Raw genomic sequence first — 14,453 nt, 5'->3', positions numbered from 1 at the left:
AAGGACGCAAAGTTCGCGAAGTTAAGAGAAGAGAAGAGAGAAGATGATTATTGAAAATAGCGATGTTGTGCTGTCTGTTAAGGATTTGACGGCTAGTGTTGATGGGACTCCGATTTTGAAGGGTTTGAATCTTGAGGTTCGCTCTGGGGAAGTTCATGCAATTATGGGACCGAATGGTTCTGGTAAGAGTACTTTTTCTAAGGTTTTGGCTGGACACCCGGCTTATGAGGTGACTGGTGGTGAGGTGATTTTCCAAGGTCAGAATCTCTTGGAAATGGAACCGGAGGAAAGGGCTAGAAGCGGTGTGTTTTTGGCGTTTCAATATCCTTTGGAAATTCCAGGTGTGAGTAATTTGGATTTTTTACGGGTTGCTTACAATTCTCGCCGCAAGGCTCAGGGTTTGGAGGAGTTGGACGCTTTCGATTTTGATGATTTGATTGAGGAAAAGTTGGATGTTGTAAAAATGAATCCGGCTTTTCTTAACCGTAGTCTAAATGAAGGTTTTTCTGGTGGTGAGAAGAAGCGGAATGAAATTCTGCAAATGGCTCTGCTGGAACCAAAGTTGGGTATTCTGGATGAGACTGATTCGGGTTTGGATATTGATGCTCTGAGAATTGTGGCTGATGGTGTGAATCAATTGGCTAGTCCAGAAAATGCCACAATTATGATTACTCACTATCAACGTTTGCTCAATTATATTGTGCCGGATTTTGTCCACGTTATGGCTCATGGTCGCATTCTCATGTGTGGTGGTAAGGATTTGGCGCTGGAATTGGAAGAGCGCGGTTATGACTGGGTTCTGGAAGGTGCTGAGGTGGGTGTGTAATGACGATTCAAGTTTCTCCTAGTCCCGTTCCTAACTCGAATGCTGTGAGTTTGACTTCTACTCTGTTGGATAAAGATAGTTATCTCACTGGGTTGTTAGATGAAGTAACTACACTACAAGCAGCAGATTATTTCCAAGAATTACGCCAAGGTGCTGCTAATTGGGTGCGTCATTCCAGTATCCCCACTACCCGTGAGGAGGAATGGCGGTTTACTGATTTATCAGCACTGCGTCAAGTGCAGTTTCATGTAGAAACACAATTAAAATCAGTTGATATCTCGGCTTTAACTTTACCAGAGGCTGTTAATAGTCGTTTGGTTTTTGTTAATGGTGTTTATGCGCCGGATTTATCCGCAGTTGCAGATTTACCTTCTGGGGTTGTTGTCGGTAATTTGGCGGGTTTTTCTAAGTCTCAGCAGGAAATTGTTAAACATTATTTAGCTCAAGCTGAGGGTTCACAGGAGGTTTTTACCGCTCTCAATACTGCTGGTATCTCTGATGCGGCGGTTGTTTGGGTGGCTCAGAATGTGATTGTGGAAACTCCTATTCATCTGTTGTTTGTTGCTGTTGTTGGTGAACAAGCTACGATTTCTCAGCCTCGTTGTTTGGTGATGGCTGAAACTGGTGGTAGTGTGACTGTGGTGGAAGATTTTATTAACCACAGAGGCGCAGAGGACGCAGAGGGGGTTTACCTCACTAATGCGGTTACGGAAGTTTGGCTGGGTGAGAATGCTCAGGTGAGTCATACTAGAATTGAGCGCGAAGGTGCAGAGGCTTTTCATGTAGGGAAGACTGCTGTTACTCAAGCTCGTGATAGTCGATATACTTGTCATGCTTTGAGTTTTGGCGGTAAGTTATCACGCCACAATTTGGAGATTTTGCAAACTGGCGAACAAACCGAAACGACTCTCAACGGTTTGACGATGATTTCTGATAGACAGGTGGGTGATACTCACAGTGCGATCGCACTTAATTATCCCCATAGTACCAGCACACAGTTACATAAGTGCATTGTAGGCGATCGCGCTCATGCGGTATTCAATGGCAAGGTGTTTGTACCAAAAGCAGCGCAGTTAACAAATGCCGGTCAATTAAATCGCAATTTATTGTTATCATCAAAAGCTAGAGTTGATACTAAGCCCCAGTTGGAAATTACCGCCGACAACGTGAAATGCGCTCATGGTGCTACCGTTAGTCAGTTGGAAGATGATGAAATCTTTTATCTCCAAAGCCGGGGAATTAACGAAGATGATGCGCGTAAGTTGTTAATTAATGCCTTTGCTGCGGAAATTATCAACCAAATTCCCGTTAAATCTCTGCAAGCAGTCCTATTAAACACAGTCAATAGTCTCAAGTCTTTGACTAATGACTAATAACTAATATTTCCTTAATGCTACAAACCCCCAGATTTATCTGGGGAATCAATCCCAAATCCCAAATCCTCAAACCTATAGATTTATCTGTGGAGTCAATCCAAAATCTAAAATCTAAAATCTAAAATTGTTTGACTAATTACCCATGACTTTCACCCCTACCAAAACCCTAGCTGATCAAGTTCGCGCTGATTTCCCGATTTTGCATCAGGAAGTTAACGAGAAACCTTTGGTTTATCTGGATAATGCAGCTACTTCCCAAAAACCTCTGTTCGTGTTAAATATCCTGCGGGATTATTACGAACAATATAATGCTAATGTGCATCGTGGCGCTCATAGCCTGAGTGCTAAAGCTACTGATGCTTATGAAGGTGCGCGAGATAAAGTAGCTAAATTCATTAATGCTGCTTCACGTCAAGAAATCATCTACACCCGCAACGCCAGTGAAGCCATTAACCTGGTAGCCTACAGCTGGGGGATGAACAATTTGCACCCAGGGGACGAGATTATTATGTCGGTGATGGAACACCACAGTAATATTGTTCCTTGGCAACTTGTAGCACAAAAAACGGGTGCGGTGTTAAAGTTTGTGGAATTGACACCAGAAGGTAGTTTTGATTTAGAACAGTTTAAAAACTTGATTTCTGACAAAACTAAATTAGTCGCTGTGAGTCATGTTTCTAATACTTTGGGTTGCATTAACCCAGTAGCAGAAATTGCGAAAATTACTCACAAATATGGTGCAAAATTATTAGTTGATGCTTGCCAAAGTGTACCGCATATGCCTGTGGATGTCCAACAAATCGACTGTGATTGGTTGGTTGCTTCCGGTCATAAAATGTGCGCCCCCACTGGCATAGGATTTTTGTATGGTAAGTTGGAACTGTTAGAATCAATGCCACCATTTTTCGGTGGTGGTGAAATGATTGCCGATGTGTATTTAGATCATTCTACCTACGCAGAATTACCGCATAAATTTGAAGCGGGTACTCCAGCAATTGCGGAGGCGATCGCCTTGGGAGCTGCGGTAGATTATCTTAGTAATATTGGGATGGATAAAATCCACGTCTACGAAGCTGAACTCACAGCTTATTTGTTCCAACAATTAGCGCAAATACCCCAAATCACAATTTACGGTCCCAAACCCAACGCGAAGGGGGAAGGAAGGGCTGCTTTAGCTGCATTTACAGCCGCAGATGTCCACCCCAACGACTTATCGACATTATTAGACCAAGAAGGCGTAGCGATTCGTTCTGGACACCACTGTACTCAACCATTACACCGTCATTTAGGTTTACCGGGAACCGCACGGGTAAGTTTATCTTTCTACAATACCCGCGAAGAAATTGATATTTTCATCAAAGCGCTAAAGGAAACTCTGGACTTTTTTGCTGGTTTCATGAATTAATCTTAGGTGGGCGATGCCCACCTTTGTTAAATAGGCTGTTCAAGTATCTTGCAGCTTTATGGGGAATAAAAACCACAAAAAAGCAATTCGCTCGCTGAATAAACGGATTGATGAACATCAAGAAAAGATTAGACGAGAGTATGAAAAAGATTATCCCGATCAAGGTTTAATTAGACATTGGAAAGCTGAATTTCAAGCTTTTGAGAAGGGGATTCAGCAAGCACTCAAACGATTGGGGAAATAATTATGCAAATTAGCGATGGGCAAAGCCCCGCCTTCGGCGATCGCGTCCTCCCTATTGCCAATTCTACTCTCAGTAAATTAATTACAGAATTAGGCTCTGAATGCCAAAATGTTACGGCCTTAATTTATCAACTTCAGTTACCTTACTTGAGTACAAGGCAACAAGCTGAAATTTTCGCGGAGTTGCTAACTGCTACAATTCATTTACAGGTTCATTGTGGTGATGAATTCCAAGATTTAATTGCTAAAGAGATGGAATCATTACCTGATGATGATGAACAAGAAAATTAGGTTATTAGGGTAAAAGCGCTACAAGTATTTTTATCCTATTTGATTTTTGATAGCTTGCGTGGCGTAGCCATACTTACTTGCGTAGGTGGGGAGTGGTTCATAGTGACGGCAATTCTGACAGGGGCCACTGGGGTTAATAGCACAGCGCATATAACCAGAGCGAGCATTAAAGAAAGCAACTGATATCGCCGATGAGGTAACCCACGCCTTCCAAATAATAGCGATCGCCTTCAACAGGTCTGATGTAATCTCGGATGGGTCTTCGTGACAAATTCGCAGCGCTTGTCTCATCCGGAGGCGTGTCCGCGAATGGGTTTTCCGGATCACCCACAGAGAAAATAAGGACGGTAATAAACCAATGAAAATTACTAACAGCGTCTTCAGCACCTGCTCTTTACCTCCTTGATGCGCTGACTACTCTTTTTTGATGTTACACCGCATTTTTGCCCAAAGTGCAACCACTATAGTAGTTTCGCCTAAATGGTGGGGTAAAATGCACAAGTCAAGAATAAATATTGTGCAAACTCACAAATCAGCGTAAGCGATCGCAGGAGGCAAGAAATGGGATTGGCTGAGTTAAGAATTGTGTTAGTGGAACCCGCAGGACCGTTGAATGTCGGGTCAATTGCTAGGGTAATGAAAAATTTTGGTTTACATAACTTAGTCTTAGTCAATCCCCAATGCGATCCAGTGGCGGAAGAAGCCTTGAAAATGGCAGTTCATGCCAAAGAAATCTTAGAATCTGCGGTATTGGTAACAACATTACCAGAAGCATTGCAGGGATGTGTGCGAGCGATCGCCACCACAGCCCGTGTGCGTGACTGGGAAACACCCTTAGAAAATCCCCGTACCGCCCTACCTTGGTTACTAGAGTCACCATCCGAACCCGCAGCCCTAATTTTTGGTAGAGAAGACCGGGGTTTAAGTAACGAAGAATTAAATTATGCCCAGCGATTTGTTCGCATACCCAGCAGTGAAAATTATTCATCCCTAAATTTAGCCTCAGCCGTGGGTATCTGCTGCTATGAACTGGCACAATATACAGCACCACCAACAACACCACCCCCCAGCCCCACAGAACTGGCATCTTTGGATATTGTGGAAACCTACTACCAACAATTAGAATCTCTACTACTAGATATTGGTTATTTGTATCCCCATACAGCCACCAGTCGCATGGCCAAATTCCGGCAATTGTATAATCGCGCTCACCTGCAAACCAAGGAAGTAGCTATGCTGCGAGGGATTTTGCGCCAAATAGAATGGGCTTTAAAAAACCAGGGTAATGAAAACTTCTGATGTATCATTTAAGATATACAGAATTATCCCCCGAAAATAGTTAATATAGCTTAAACTAAACACAAAAAAGCTACTAGAGCAAAGGGTGATTTCCGCCTCTAGCTGCTTCAGGAGTCAGTTTTGGGTCGGGAGTCTGCTGGAAAACAAGCGAGTGGGTCACAAGGAGTAACAGTGTCAGAGTCAAGTGACAAACTAAGAAATTTCTCGCGGCGTGAACCCACCAACCGCCGCCCGCGTCCGAGTAAAGGGCAAAAAGTGGGCAAGAAAAAAGTAAAAGTACCACTACAGCAGCAGCGTCCTGGCAAAAAAGAAGTAGGTTTAACGCGAGTTAACCATCATATGGTACCTCCCCCAACGACTGGGGTAAGGAGGTCAAAACCAGGGCTAGTGATGCCAGCAGCCGTCAAACCCATTGCATATATGAATGGGACGACACCACCCTTGAATTCCCACACAGTCAAGCTTAAGACTGTGCGGGTACAGAAGCCAGTCATGCCAAAAATGGGCAGACGAGTGTCACGCAAAACGCGGTTAAAGCCAATGGCCAAAACCATGTTATATGTTTTGCGCTTGTTGATTGTGGGAGTCGGGATTGGTGCCATTGTGGGTACGATCTTATCAATCTTCGACCCTGCTAGTCGTATGCCCAGTAATTCGGCGGCACAATCTCATCATGTTGGGACTAATCAGCCACAACTTCCCCCCAATTCTGCTGCCGGCTTATACTTATCCCAGGAAATTACCCCCTTGAAAGATGCAGTACAAAATTTGGCAATTGCAAGCCCCAATCTCAGACCTGGGGTTTTCTTGGTTGATTTAGAAACTGGGGGCTACGTAGATGTGAATAGCTCCGCCACTTTCTCAGCCGCTAGTACCATCAAAGTGCCGATTTTAATCGCCTTTTTCCAAGATGTGGATGCAGGTAAAGTCCGCCTGGATGAAATGCTGAGGATGGAAAAAGAGATGGTGGCTGGTGGTTCGGGAAATCTGCAATACCAACAAGTGGGAACCCAGTACAGCGCCCTGGAACTCGCCACTCAAATGAGTGCAAGCAGCGATAACACAGCAACTAATATGCTGATTGCCCGGCTAGGAGGTATGGAGGCGCTAAATCAGCGTTTTCTGCGCTGGGGATTGTCAGCTACAGCAATTCGTAATCCTCTGCCAGATTTACCAGGAACAAACACCAGTAGTCCTAGAGATTTGGGAAATTTGCTGGCTATGGTCAATCAGGGTAATTTAGTGAGTATGCGATCGCGTGATCTGATCCTGGATATTATGCGCCGTACAGAGCGAAATCATTTGTTACCTTCCGGTTTAGGAGCAGGCGCAAGAGTATACCATAAAACTGGTGATATTGCAACCATGTTGGGTGATGTGGGTTTAATTGATATCCCCACAGGTAAGCGCTACATCGCTGCTGTTATGGTACAACGCCCCAATAATGATCCCCTGGCCGAAAAACTGATTAGCGCTATTTCTGGCGCTGCTTACCAACAATTTAGCCAGAATACTGCACCCAATCCCATGAACAATCCTCCCGTACCTAACAATATGGGCAATATTATGCCCCCAAGTGGTACTCAATCCCCATTCTCAACTCCCCAAAATTTACCCTCAAGATAAGTTTTGGTCAATTAACTTTTTTGATATCGCATTCCGGGAAGTTGCGAAACTAAACCCATAAGTTCCAACTGTAATAATGCACTGGAAACTGAGCCAGTATTCATCCCGGTTTTCTGCACAAGATAATCAAAGGGTAAAACATCAGAGGCGATCGCATCCATGACTTGTTGCAGTTCTGATGATAACTTCGGCAAATTTAACTGTTCTGGAATTGGTGGGGTATCAATAGTATCAATTTTGGGGATTGCTCCGAGCATTTTTAAGAGTTCGTCCAGTTCCTTGAGAACCAAAGAAGCACCTTGATTGAGCAATTTTAAACATCCTTGAGATGGATAATCATCTATTCTTCCAGGTAATGCATAAACATCTCTACCAAATTCATTCGCATAACTAGCCGTAATCAAAGCCCCAGACTTCACAGGCGCTTCCATGACCAACACGGCACGGCTTAAACCTGCAATAATCCGATTACGGCGGGGAAAGTGAGTGCGATCTGGTGGGGTTTTGCTGGAATATTCACTCACGACTAACCCTTGAGTCAAAATCTGCTTGTATAAATCCCGATTTTTAGGCGGGTAGATGACATCGACACCAGTTCCTAAAACTGCAATGGTTCTTCCGCCGGCTTTCATCGTGGCCAGATGGCTTTCTGTATCAATTCCCTCCGCCATACCAGAAACAACTGTAAAGCCATTTTTAGCCAAAGTTGTGCTAATTTGGCGAGTCCAACGAATCCCATAATCTGAAGGGCGGCGTGTTCCGACAATCCCCACCAGTGGTTTTTGTCCTAGATTTTCTAGCAGTTCAACTTCACCACGATAGTATAAAATGGGCGGTGGACTGGGAGTTTCCAGCAACAACCGGGGATAATCTGCCTCAGCTGGTGTCCAAAAATGAGGGTTTTCTTGCTGGTGTTGGATCAGTAATTGTTCTGGATGCAGATGCGATCGCTGTGCAACTACTTTCTCTAATGTCTGAAAACCAAAACCTTCAACTTCTCTTAACTGAGCTTTGGTAGCATTCCAAGCTGTGGCTAACGTGCCAAAATGTTGGTGTAGTCGTCGCAGTAACACTGGCCCCACCCCAGAAATTCGCGCCCAAGCTAGCCAATATGCTCTTTCTTCTACCACAATTGAGTATTCCCAAATTAGATTGGTCTATCTATAACCAGGCGCATGGATGCAATAGTTGGAAAAGTTATTTTTCATAGTTTCCCACCGTAATTTAATTTATCACTTCTGCGGCAATTTAGGTATAAATAACTCTGCCTGCTAAAAAACGCCAAAGCGTTACTTTGACGAATGTATCTTTATTGTGGATACATTTATGAGAATATATTAGGACTTACGCAAGAACTCTCGGAAATCCTCTTCCCTTCTCCCTTGGCGCTAGCCTCTCCCTTTGGGAGAAGGGGAGACGCTAGTAGCGTGCCGGAGGCTCTAGCTATGCCGTTGGCGTTCGCGTAGCGTGTCGCAGACAAGCCTCTCTTAGAGAAGGCTTTACGTTTCCTTCGTGCCTTTGTGGTTCGTTTCTCCGTTGCTTGTGCGACAGTGTAGGTACTTCACCCTAGAGACTAGAAACTCAAAACAGACTATGATCCCAGAAGAAATTGGGGGTACGCTCACGAAATTATTTAGTACAGCAGAAGTTAAAGCGATCGCCCCTGGCTCGTGGCAAATAGACACCTCTACTTTTCGGCTGTTGGTACTGCTTTCCGAAGACAATACGTGGTTACGAGTTCTACTACCCATTGTCCCCATACAAGAAGCCCAACCGTTTTTAGCACAGTTTTTAGAAGCCAACTTTGATGACACGCAAGAAGTCCGCTATGCTTTGTTTGATGGTGTAATTTGGGCAGTGTATCAACACAATAGTGAAACTTTGGTAAGTGGAGATTTTGCGAGTGCGATCGCCCGACTGATATCTTTATACGAAGCTGGTTTAGATAACGTCTTCAACCGTCTCATTGAAAGTCGCATTCGGCAAATTATCCAGACAGCAAAACAGCAAGGACAATCCCTTTCAGCTACCATGCAAAATCTCGAACGTTTTTACGCAGAAGGATTGTTGGGTGAAATCAACCAAACCTCAGAAAGCAGAGAACAAGTATTAACAGCTTGGCAGCGTCAACTAGAGCGCTTATGGGATGAGATAGATATTAAACTAGAATAAGATCCCCATTTATCTGTGTTCATCTGTCTCATAGCCTCCTTTATTCCACCAAACTATTCATGGATATCATTGAAATCCTCAAACAAGACTATCAAAGATTTCCCCTCAATCAAACATACAGCATTTATGCTGAGAACGTTTATTTTCAAGATCCATTAACCAAATTTCGGGGAGTGAAACGCTATCAGCAGATGATTAAATTCATCCAAACATGGTTTATCAATCCCCAGATGGACGTACATGATATTCAACGTTTAGGAGACACCATCAAAACCGAGTGGACACTTAGCTGGAATACACCCATCCCTTGGAAACCCCGGATTTCCATCTCCGGTTGGAGTGAACTAAAAATAAACTCTGCTGATTTGATTATTTCTCACATCGATTATTGGCACTGTTCACCCCTAGACGTAATCAAACAGCATTTATTTACTTGAACAGTTGATAATGTAAATAAATGTAAATAATGCTGAGATAGGACGTAATCATCCATGCGTGTAATTTTGATGACAGGCAAAGGCGGCGTAGGTAAAACCTCCGTTGCTGCGGCCACTGGACTCCGTTGTGCAGAACTGGGCTACCGCACACTGGTTTTGAGTACAGACCCCGCTCACTCGTTAGCAGACAGTTTTGACTTAGAAATGGGACACGCACCGCGAGAAATTCGCTCCAACTTGTGGGGTGCAGAACTCGATGCGCTGCAAGAACTAGAGGGAAATTGGGGTGCGGTGAAGCGTTACATCACCCAAGTTCTACAAGCCAGGGGTTTAGAAGGAGTTCAAGCAGAAGAATTAGCCATCTTACCCGGTATGGATGAAATTTTCGGCTTGGTGAGGATGAAACGCCACTACGATGAAGGCGAGTTTGATGTTTTGATTATCGACTCAGCACCCACAGGTACAGCATTACGCCTGCTGAGTTTACCTGAAGTTGGCGGTTGGTATATGCGCCGGTTTTACAAGCCATTTCAAAACATCTCAGTCGCACTTCGACCTTTGGTAGAACCTTTCTTTAAACCCATTGCGGGTTTTTCTCTCCCAGATAAAGAAGTGATGGATGCACCTTATGAGTTTTATGAGCAAATTGAAGCTTTGGAAAAAGTATTAAGTGATAATACACAAACTTCAGTGCGCCTCGTCACTAATCCCGAAAAGATGGTAATTAAAGAATCTCTCCGCGCCCATGCTTATCTGAGTTTATATAATGTCGCCACAGACTTAGTGATTGCTAATCGCATCATTCCCCAAGAAGTCCAAGACCCCTTTTTCCAACGTTGGAAAGAAAACCAGCAGCAATATCGCCAGGAAATACATGATAACTTTCTGCCTCTACCTGTAAAAGAAGTGCCGCTTTTTTCTGAGGAAATGTGCGGTTTAGCTGCTTTAGAACGCCTGAAAGAAACTCTCTACAAAGATGAAGACCCCACTCAGGTATATTACAAAGAAACAACTATTAGAGTTGTGCAAGTGGACAAACAATATAGTTTGGAAATTTACTTACCTGGGATTCCCAAAAACAAAATTCAACTGAGTAAAAATGGTGATGAATTAAACATTACTATTGGCAACCATCGCCGTAACTTAGTCTTACCACAAGCTTTGGCAGCACTACAACCAGGGGGAGCCAAGATGGAAGATGACTATCTCAAAATTCGCTTTACTGACAATGTAAAAGTTTAATTTCTCTGATAGATTAATCCACAGATAAATAGTCAAAAGTAGAGATTTGGTGTCTGCTTATCTAGTCTCTACTTTTGACTTGAAATATTTACTGATGAGCTTAATGTGTTATTTTAATTTTAGGCAATAGTTTAGATAAAAATACATTTTGTTAGCAATAATTAGTTATTTTTGGAAAATGGAACTTTTTAGGAAAAATCTAAATCATATTGAGAAATGTTTCGCCCGTAGTTACACTGTGGACAAAACTATGCAATCAATTACAGAATGTTTCTATCAGGACTTACGCAAAAATATGGAAAAACGAACCACGTAAAGCCTTCTCTACGAGAGGCTTGTCTGCGACACGCTACGCGAACGCCAACGGCATAGCTAGAGCCTCCGGCACGCTACCGCGAACGCTTACCGCGTAGCGTCTCCCCTTCTCCCAAAGGGAGAGGCTAGCGCCAAGGGACAAGTTAAGAAGGTTTCAGAGAGTTCTTGCGTAAGTCCTAATGTGCTTGGTTTAATTTAAATTGTCGCGTAGCCCGGCTACGCCCGCTCCCTATTTGTGCCAGTTGCATCGCTTGTATAATACAAATGTACTTTAATTTAGCGTAGGCGTAGCCCGCCGCAGGCATCGCCTGTGCCAGTTGCGTAAGTCCTATTTAAATGTAATTCGTAACCAAATTTAGGAACGGAATTTTGGATTGAAATTCCCGTTCGTCATATTCGTGCTAATTTCTAAGTTGTACGGGCATAGCTAAATAGGTCATTTTTAAACCTCCTAATGGTGTAAAAATTACTGGGGTCAGGGCTTGATTTAGGTGCATTTGAATTTCGGAGGATGGTAACTCTTTCAACCCTTCCATTAAATATTTAATGTTAAAGGCAATTTCTATATCTTCCCCAGATATTTGTGCAGGTATGGACTCTCTACCGCTACCCACGTCTTGGGCTTCACAGGATAAGGTAATTTCCTGGGAGGCGCTGTTAATGCTAACTTTGACGATATTATTCTTCTGGTCAGCTAATACGGCGATTCGCTCTAAAGTGCTGATTAATTGTTTGCGCTCAATTGTCAATTGGCGCTCAAATTGGCGGGGAATTAGTTGACGATAGGCGGGATATTGACCATCTAAGGTGCGGCTGGTTAAGCGTTGATTTTGCCATGCAAAGACTACTTGACCTTGATCTAAATATAAGGCGATCGCTTGATCTGAGGCAGCATTATGACCCAACATCCGTTGTAGTTCCCGCAAGGCTCTCGCTGGGACTGTCACCTCTAGTTGCTCACTATTGTCTAGGGGACGCTCGTTAGTAGTTTCTAGCACTGCTAGGCGATGTCCATCTGTCGCTGCAAATTCTAGGGTGTCTTGTCTAACTGTTAAATGTACTCCTGTCAATACTTGCTTGGTTTCATCACCACTGGTAGCAAATAATGAACCTCGTAATCCTTCAATTAATGCGGCTGTAGTTAGTTGAATGGGTTCAGCATTTTCAATGATGGGAAGTTCGGGGAACTCTTCCGCGCTCATGGCTCGGACTTGATAATGTCCACTCTTGGGTGTGAGGGTGACAATTAAACCTTCCCCTGTGGCTGTTTCTGATTCTAGGGCTGATTCATCGTCTAGGGTAACTTCTCCTTCAGGAAGACGTGAGGTGATGTCTACAAGTAGTTTAGCAGGGAGTGCGATCGCTCCTCCTTCTAATACTTCAGCATCAAAGCTGGTACGAATACCCAAACTCAGGTCAAAAGCGGTTAAGCTGACTTGATTGGTTTTTGCATCTGCTTGTAGCAGCACATTCGCCAGTACTGGATGAGTTGGGCGTGATGGTACTGCACGGCTGACAAGTGAAAGGTTGGTACTAAGATCGCTTTGGGTGCAAACTAATTTCATAAGGACTGGGTTGTTTATTTGTATTAATCAAATCACAAATTGAATTGTGGAAAATGTGGAAAACTTGTGGAAAACTCTCCTAGTTTTTCCACAGGGTAATTATACTGCACTCAAGTTTTCCCCAAAAAATCATGTTTTTTCCCCAAATTAATTTAATTTAAATTAGTTTTTATACTTTACTGGCGCTGTTGTTTGCTGTTCATGTTGATGCGATCGCTCAATTGACGCAGGGTTTGTACTAAAGTGCGATCGCTTTGCAGGAGTTGGGCAATTTTATCACAACTATAAATCACCGTTGTATGGTCTTTTCCCCCAAATTCTTCACCAATTCTCGGTAAACTTAAATCAGTGTGTTGGCGCATCAGATACATTCCAATTTGACGCGCCCAACTAATTTCTCGTCGCCGGGAGTTACTTTTCAGGTCTTCAATTGAGATCGCAAAATTATCACCAATAACTGATAATATCACCTCTGGGGTAGCTGCGACTTTCTCACTTTGTCTTTCTAAAACTGGTGTAATATTCTCCACCGTCATCGGTAAACCCCAAATAGAAATATAAGCCAGCGCCCGAATTAAAGCTCCTTCCAACTCGCGAATATTATTCGTGTAATTAGAAGCAATATACTCAATAACATCCCTGGGGAGGCGAATATTTTCGTATTCAGCCTTTTTTTGGAGAATGGCCATTCTAGTTTCTAAATCTGGGGTTTGCACATCAGCAATTAAACCCATAGAAAACCGGGAACACAGACGTTCTTGCAACTGAGGGATATGGTGAGGAGGACGGTCGGAAGCGATGACAACTTGCTTACCGGCTTCATGTAAAGTATTAAAAGTATGAAAAAATTCTTCTTGGGTATACTCCTTACCCTCGATAAACTGAATATCATCGACTAACAAAACATCAGCCGCCCGGTAATGTTCCCGGAAATTTTGCATACTATCATTACGGATAGCTGTAATTAAGTCGTTAGTAAATTGCTCTGTAGAGACATAAAAGATTTTAGAATCTGGACAGATTTGAGAGCGATAATGACCAATAGCTTGCATCAGGTGAGTTTTTCCCAAGCCCACACCACCGCATAAAAATAAGGGATTAAACTCCCTCCCTGGTGATTCTGCAACCGCCAAAGAGGCTGCGTGAGCCATGCGATTATTAGCACCAACGACAAACCGCGAAAATACATATTTAGAATTTAAGTCTTTTGGAGGTTGCTTGTTTTGCGGAACACTTTCAGCAGTCATGCTTTGGCTAGGTAATTCCCAAGTAACTTCCGATTCCCCCAAATTAGTCATTTCATCACCCTGAGCCACTGTAAGGTAGATTTCCACGGTATGACCCAAAATATCTTGCACTACATTAGCAATGGTGTTGATGTAATATTTTTGTAACCAATTACGCGCAAAAGGGTTAGGAGTAATAATTACCAAGCAATTATTTTCTAATCGCTCGGCGTGAGCAGTTTTTATCCAAGTTTCAAAGGTGGGACGGGATAATTCTAACTGTAAGCGCTCTAGCACCTGACTCCACAGATTGTCAATGGGAATTTCCATTATTTATTTACCACCTTTGCTACTAATCGTCACAATCGAAGATGTCAGAAAGCACTAATTTAGTATTGATAAGTTCTAGACTCAAACCAGCTTTTGAGTT

14 protein-coding genes are annotated in these 14,453 nt (G+C 43.2%); 10 read left to right on the top strand and 4 right to left on the bottom strand.

Going from position 1 to position 14,453, the window contains the following annotated elements; genetic code table 11:
• The first annotated feature begins 43 nt into the window (after positions 1-43).
• The 5 genes from sufC to NSP_RS00045 all read left to right on the top strand — a co-directional run bounded on the left by sufC (position 44) and on the right by NSP_RS00045 (position 4,141).
• Positions 44-826: a Fe-S cluster assembly ATPase SufC gene (gene sufC, locus NSP_RS00065; protein WP_006194431.1), complete on the top strand. Its 783-nt coding sequence runs from the start codon at positions 44-46 to the stop codon at positions 824-826.
• Positions 826-2,199 (top strand): Fe-S cluster assembly protein SufD, encoded by a 1,374-nt coding sequence (gene sufD / locus NSP_RS00060; protein ID WP_006194432.1) that lies wholly within the window; start codon positions 826-828, stop codon positions 2,197-2,199. The genes sufC and sufD overlap by 1 nt, the downstream gene beginning before the upstream one ends.
• A gap of 145 nt (positions 2,200-2,344) precedes the next feature.
• A complete protein-coding gene (locus tag NSP_RS00055; protein ID WP_006194433.1) occupies positions 2,345-3,607 on the top strand; it encodes a SufS family cysteine desulfurase in 1,263 nt (420 codons plus the stop codon).
• Positions 3,608-3,665: 58 nt separating this feature from the next.
• A complete protein-coding gene (locus NSP_RS00050) occupies positions 3,666-3,851 on the top strand; it encodes a hypothetical protein (protein ID WP_006194434.1) in 186 nt (61 codons plus the stop codon).
• A gap of 2 nt (positions 3,852-3,853) precedes the next feature.
• The gene (locus tag NSP_RS00045) at positions 3,854-4,141 is read left to right on the top strand and encodes a hypothetical protein (protein ID WP_006194435.1); all 288 of its coding nucleotides are present in this window, start codon (positions 3,854-3,856) and stop codon (positions 4,139-4,141) included.
• Positions 4,142-4,171: 30 nt separating this feature from the next.
• Here NSP_RS00045 and NSP_RS23775 read toward each other — a convergent pair whose 3' ends face one another.
• Entirely contained in the window at positions 4,172-4,528 is a 357-nt protein-coding gene (locus tag NSP_RS23775; protein ID WP_231859513.1) for a DUF6464 family protein, read from the bottom strand.
• A 174-nt stretch (positions 4,529-4,702) separates the two neighbouring features.
• Between NSP_RS23775 and NSP_RS00040 the strand changes: the two genes are divergently transcribed.
• Together NSP_RS00040 and NSP_RS00035 are read left to right on the top strand one after the other, a co-directional pair.
• Positions 4,703-5,440: an RNA methyltransferase gene (locus NSP_RS00040; protein WP_006194437.1), complete on the top strand. Its 738-nt coding sequence runs from the start codon at positions 4,703-4,705 to the stop codon at positions 5,438-5,440.
• A 171-nt stretch (positions 5,441-5,611) separates the two neighbouring features.
• The gene (locus tag NSP_RS00035) at positions 5,612-7,066 is read left to right on the top strand and encodes a serine hydrolase (RefSeq protein WP_231859512.1); all 1,455 of its coding nucleotides are present in this window, start codon (positions 5,612-5,614) and stop codon (positions 7,064-7,066) included.
• 11 nt (positions 7,067-7,077) lie between these two features.
• Here the strand turns inward: NSP_RS00035 and dprA are convergent, their stop codons facing one another.
• Entirely contained in the window at positions 7,078-8,196 is a 1,119-nt protein-coding gene (dprA, locus tag NSP_RS00030) for a DNA-processing protein DprA (protein ID WP_006194439.1), read from the bottom strand.
• Between the two features lie 463 nt (positions 8,197-8,659).
• On the opposite strand from dprA, the gene NSP_RS00025 reads away from it, so the two are divergent.
• Genes NSP_RS00025 through NSP_RS00015 form a run of 3 tightly spaced genes read left to right on the top strand, consistent with a single transcriptional unit; the run spans position 8,660 to position 10,917 of the window.
• A complete protein-coding gene (locus NSP_RS00025) occupies positions 8,660-9,238 on the top strand; it encodes a hypothetical protein (RefSeq protein ID WP_006194440.1) in 579 nt (192 codons plus the stop codon).
• A gap of 59 nt (positions 9,239-9,297) precedes the next feature.
• Positions 9,298-9,675, top strand: coding sequence for a C6orf136 family protein (locus tag NSP_RS00020; protein WP_006194441.1), 378 nt, complete (start codon positions 9,298-9,300; stop codon positions 9,673-9,675).
• 54 nt (positions 9,676-9,729) lie between these two features.
• Positions 9,730-10,917, top strand: coding sequence for a TRC40/GET3/ArsA family transport-energizing ATPase (locus NSP_RS00015; RefSeq protein WP_006194442.1), 1,188 nt, complete (start codon positions 9,730-9,732; stop codon positions 10,915-10,917).
• Between the two features lie 716 nt (positions 10,918-11,633).
• On the opposite strand, the gene dnaN is transcribed toward NSP_RS00015, so the two are convergent.
• Together dnaN and dnaA are read right to left on the bottom strand one after the other, a co-directional pair.
• Positions 11,634-12,797, bottom strand: a complete 1,164-nt coding sequence (dnaN, locus tag NSP_RS00010) for a DNA polymerase III subunit beta (RefSeq protein ID WP_006194443.1) — start codon at positions 12,795-12,797, stop codon at positions 11,634-11,636.
• A 176-nt stretch (positions 12,798-12,973) separates the two neighbouring features.
• Positions 12,974-14,353, bottom strand: a complete 1,380-nt coding sequence (dnaA, locus tag NSP_RS00005; protein ID WP_006194444.1) for a chromosomal replication initiator protein DnaA — start codon at positions 14,351-14,353, stop codon at positions 12,974-12,976.
• Positions 14,354-14,453: the final 100 nt, after the last annotated feature.

It is taken from the genome of Nodularia spumigena CCY9414 (assembly GCF_000340565.2).
GTDB classification, from domain to species: Bacteria; Cyanobacteriota; Cyanobacteriia; order Cyanobacteriales; family Nostocaceae; genus Nodularia; species Nodularia spumigena.
This window is presented reverse-complemented; position numbering and strand designations above follow the sequence as displayed.

Bases quoted from the DNA above. Each gene is read 5' to 3' on its own strand.
- sufC (WP_006194431.1), top strand. From the start codon at position 44: ATGATTATTGAAAATAGCGATGTTGTGCTGTCTGTTAAGGATTTGACG.
- sufD (WP_006194432.1), top strand. From the start codon at position 826: ATGACGATTCAAGTTTCTCCTAGTCCCGTTCCTAACTCGAATGCTGTG.
- NSP_RS00055 (WP_006194433.1), top strand. From the start codon at position 2,345: ATGACTTTCACCCCTACCAAAACCCTAGCTGATCAAGTTCGCGCTGAT.
- NSP_RS00050 (WP_006194434.1), top strand. From the start codon at position 3,666: ATGGGGAATAAAAACCACAAAAAAGCAATTCGCTCGCTGAATAAACGG.
- NSP_RS00045 (WP_006194435.1), top strand. From the start codon at position 3,854: ATGCAAATTAGCGATGGGCAAAGCCCCGCCTTCGGCGATCGCGTCCTC.
- NSP_RS00040 (WP_006194437.1), top strand. From the start codon at position 4,703: ATGGGATTGGCTGAGTTAAGAATTGTGTTAGTGGAACCCGCAGGACCG.
- NSP_RS00025 (WP_006194440.1), top strand. From the start codon at position 8,660: ATGATCCCAGAAGAAATTGGGGGTACGCTCACGAAATTATTTAGTACA.
- NSP_RS00020 (WP_006194441.1), top strand. From the start codon at position 9,298: ATGGATATCATTGAAATCCTCAAACAAGACTATCAAAGATTTCCCCTC.
- NSP_RS00015 (WP_006194442.1), top strand. From the start codon at position 9,730: ATGCGTGTAATTTTGATGACAGGCAAAGGCGGCGTAGGTAAAACCTCC.
- dnaN (WP_006194443.1), bottom strand. From the start codon at position 12,797: ATGAAATTAGTTTGCACCCAAAGCGATCTTAGTACCAACCTTTCACTT.
- dnaA (WP_006194444.1), bottom strand. From the start codon at position 14,353: ATGGAAATTCCCATTGACAATCTGTGGAGTCAGGTGCTAGAGCGCTTA.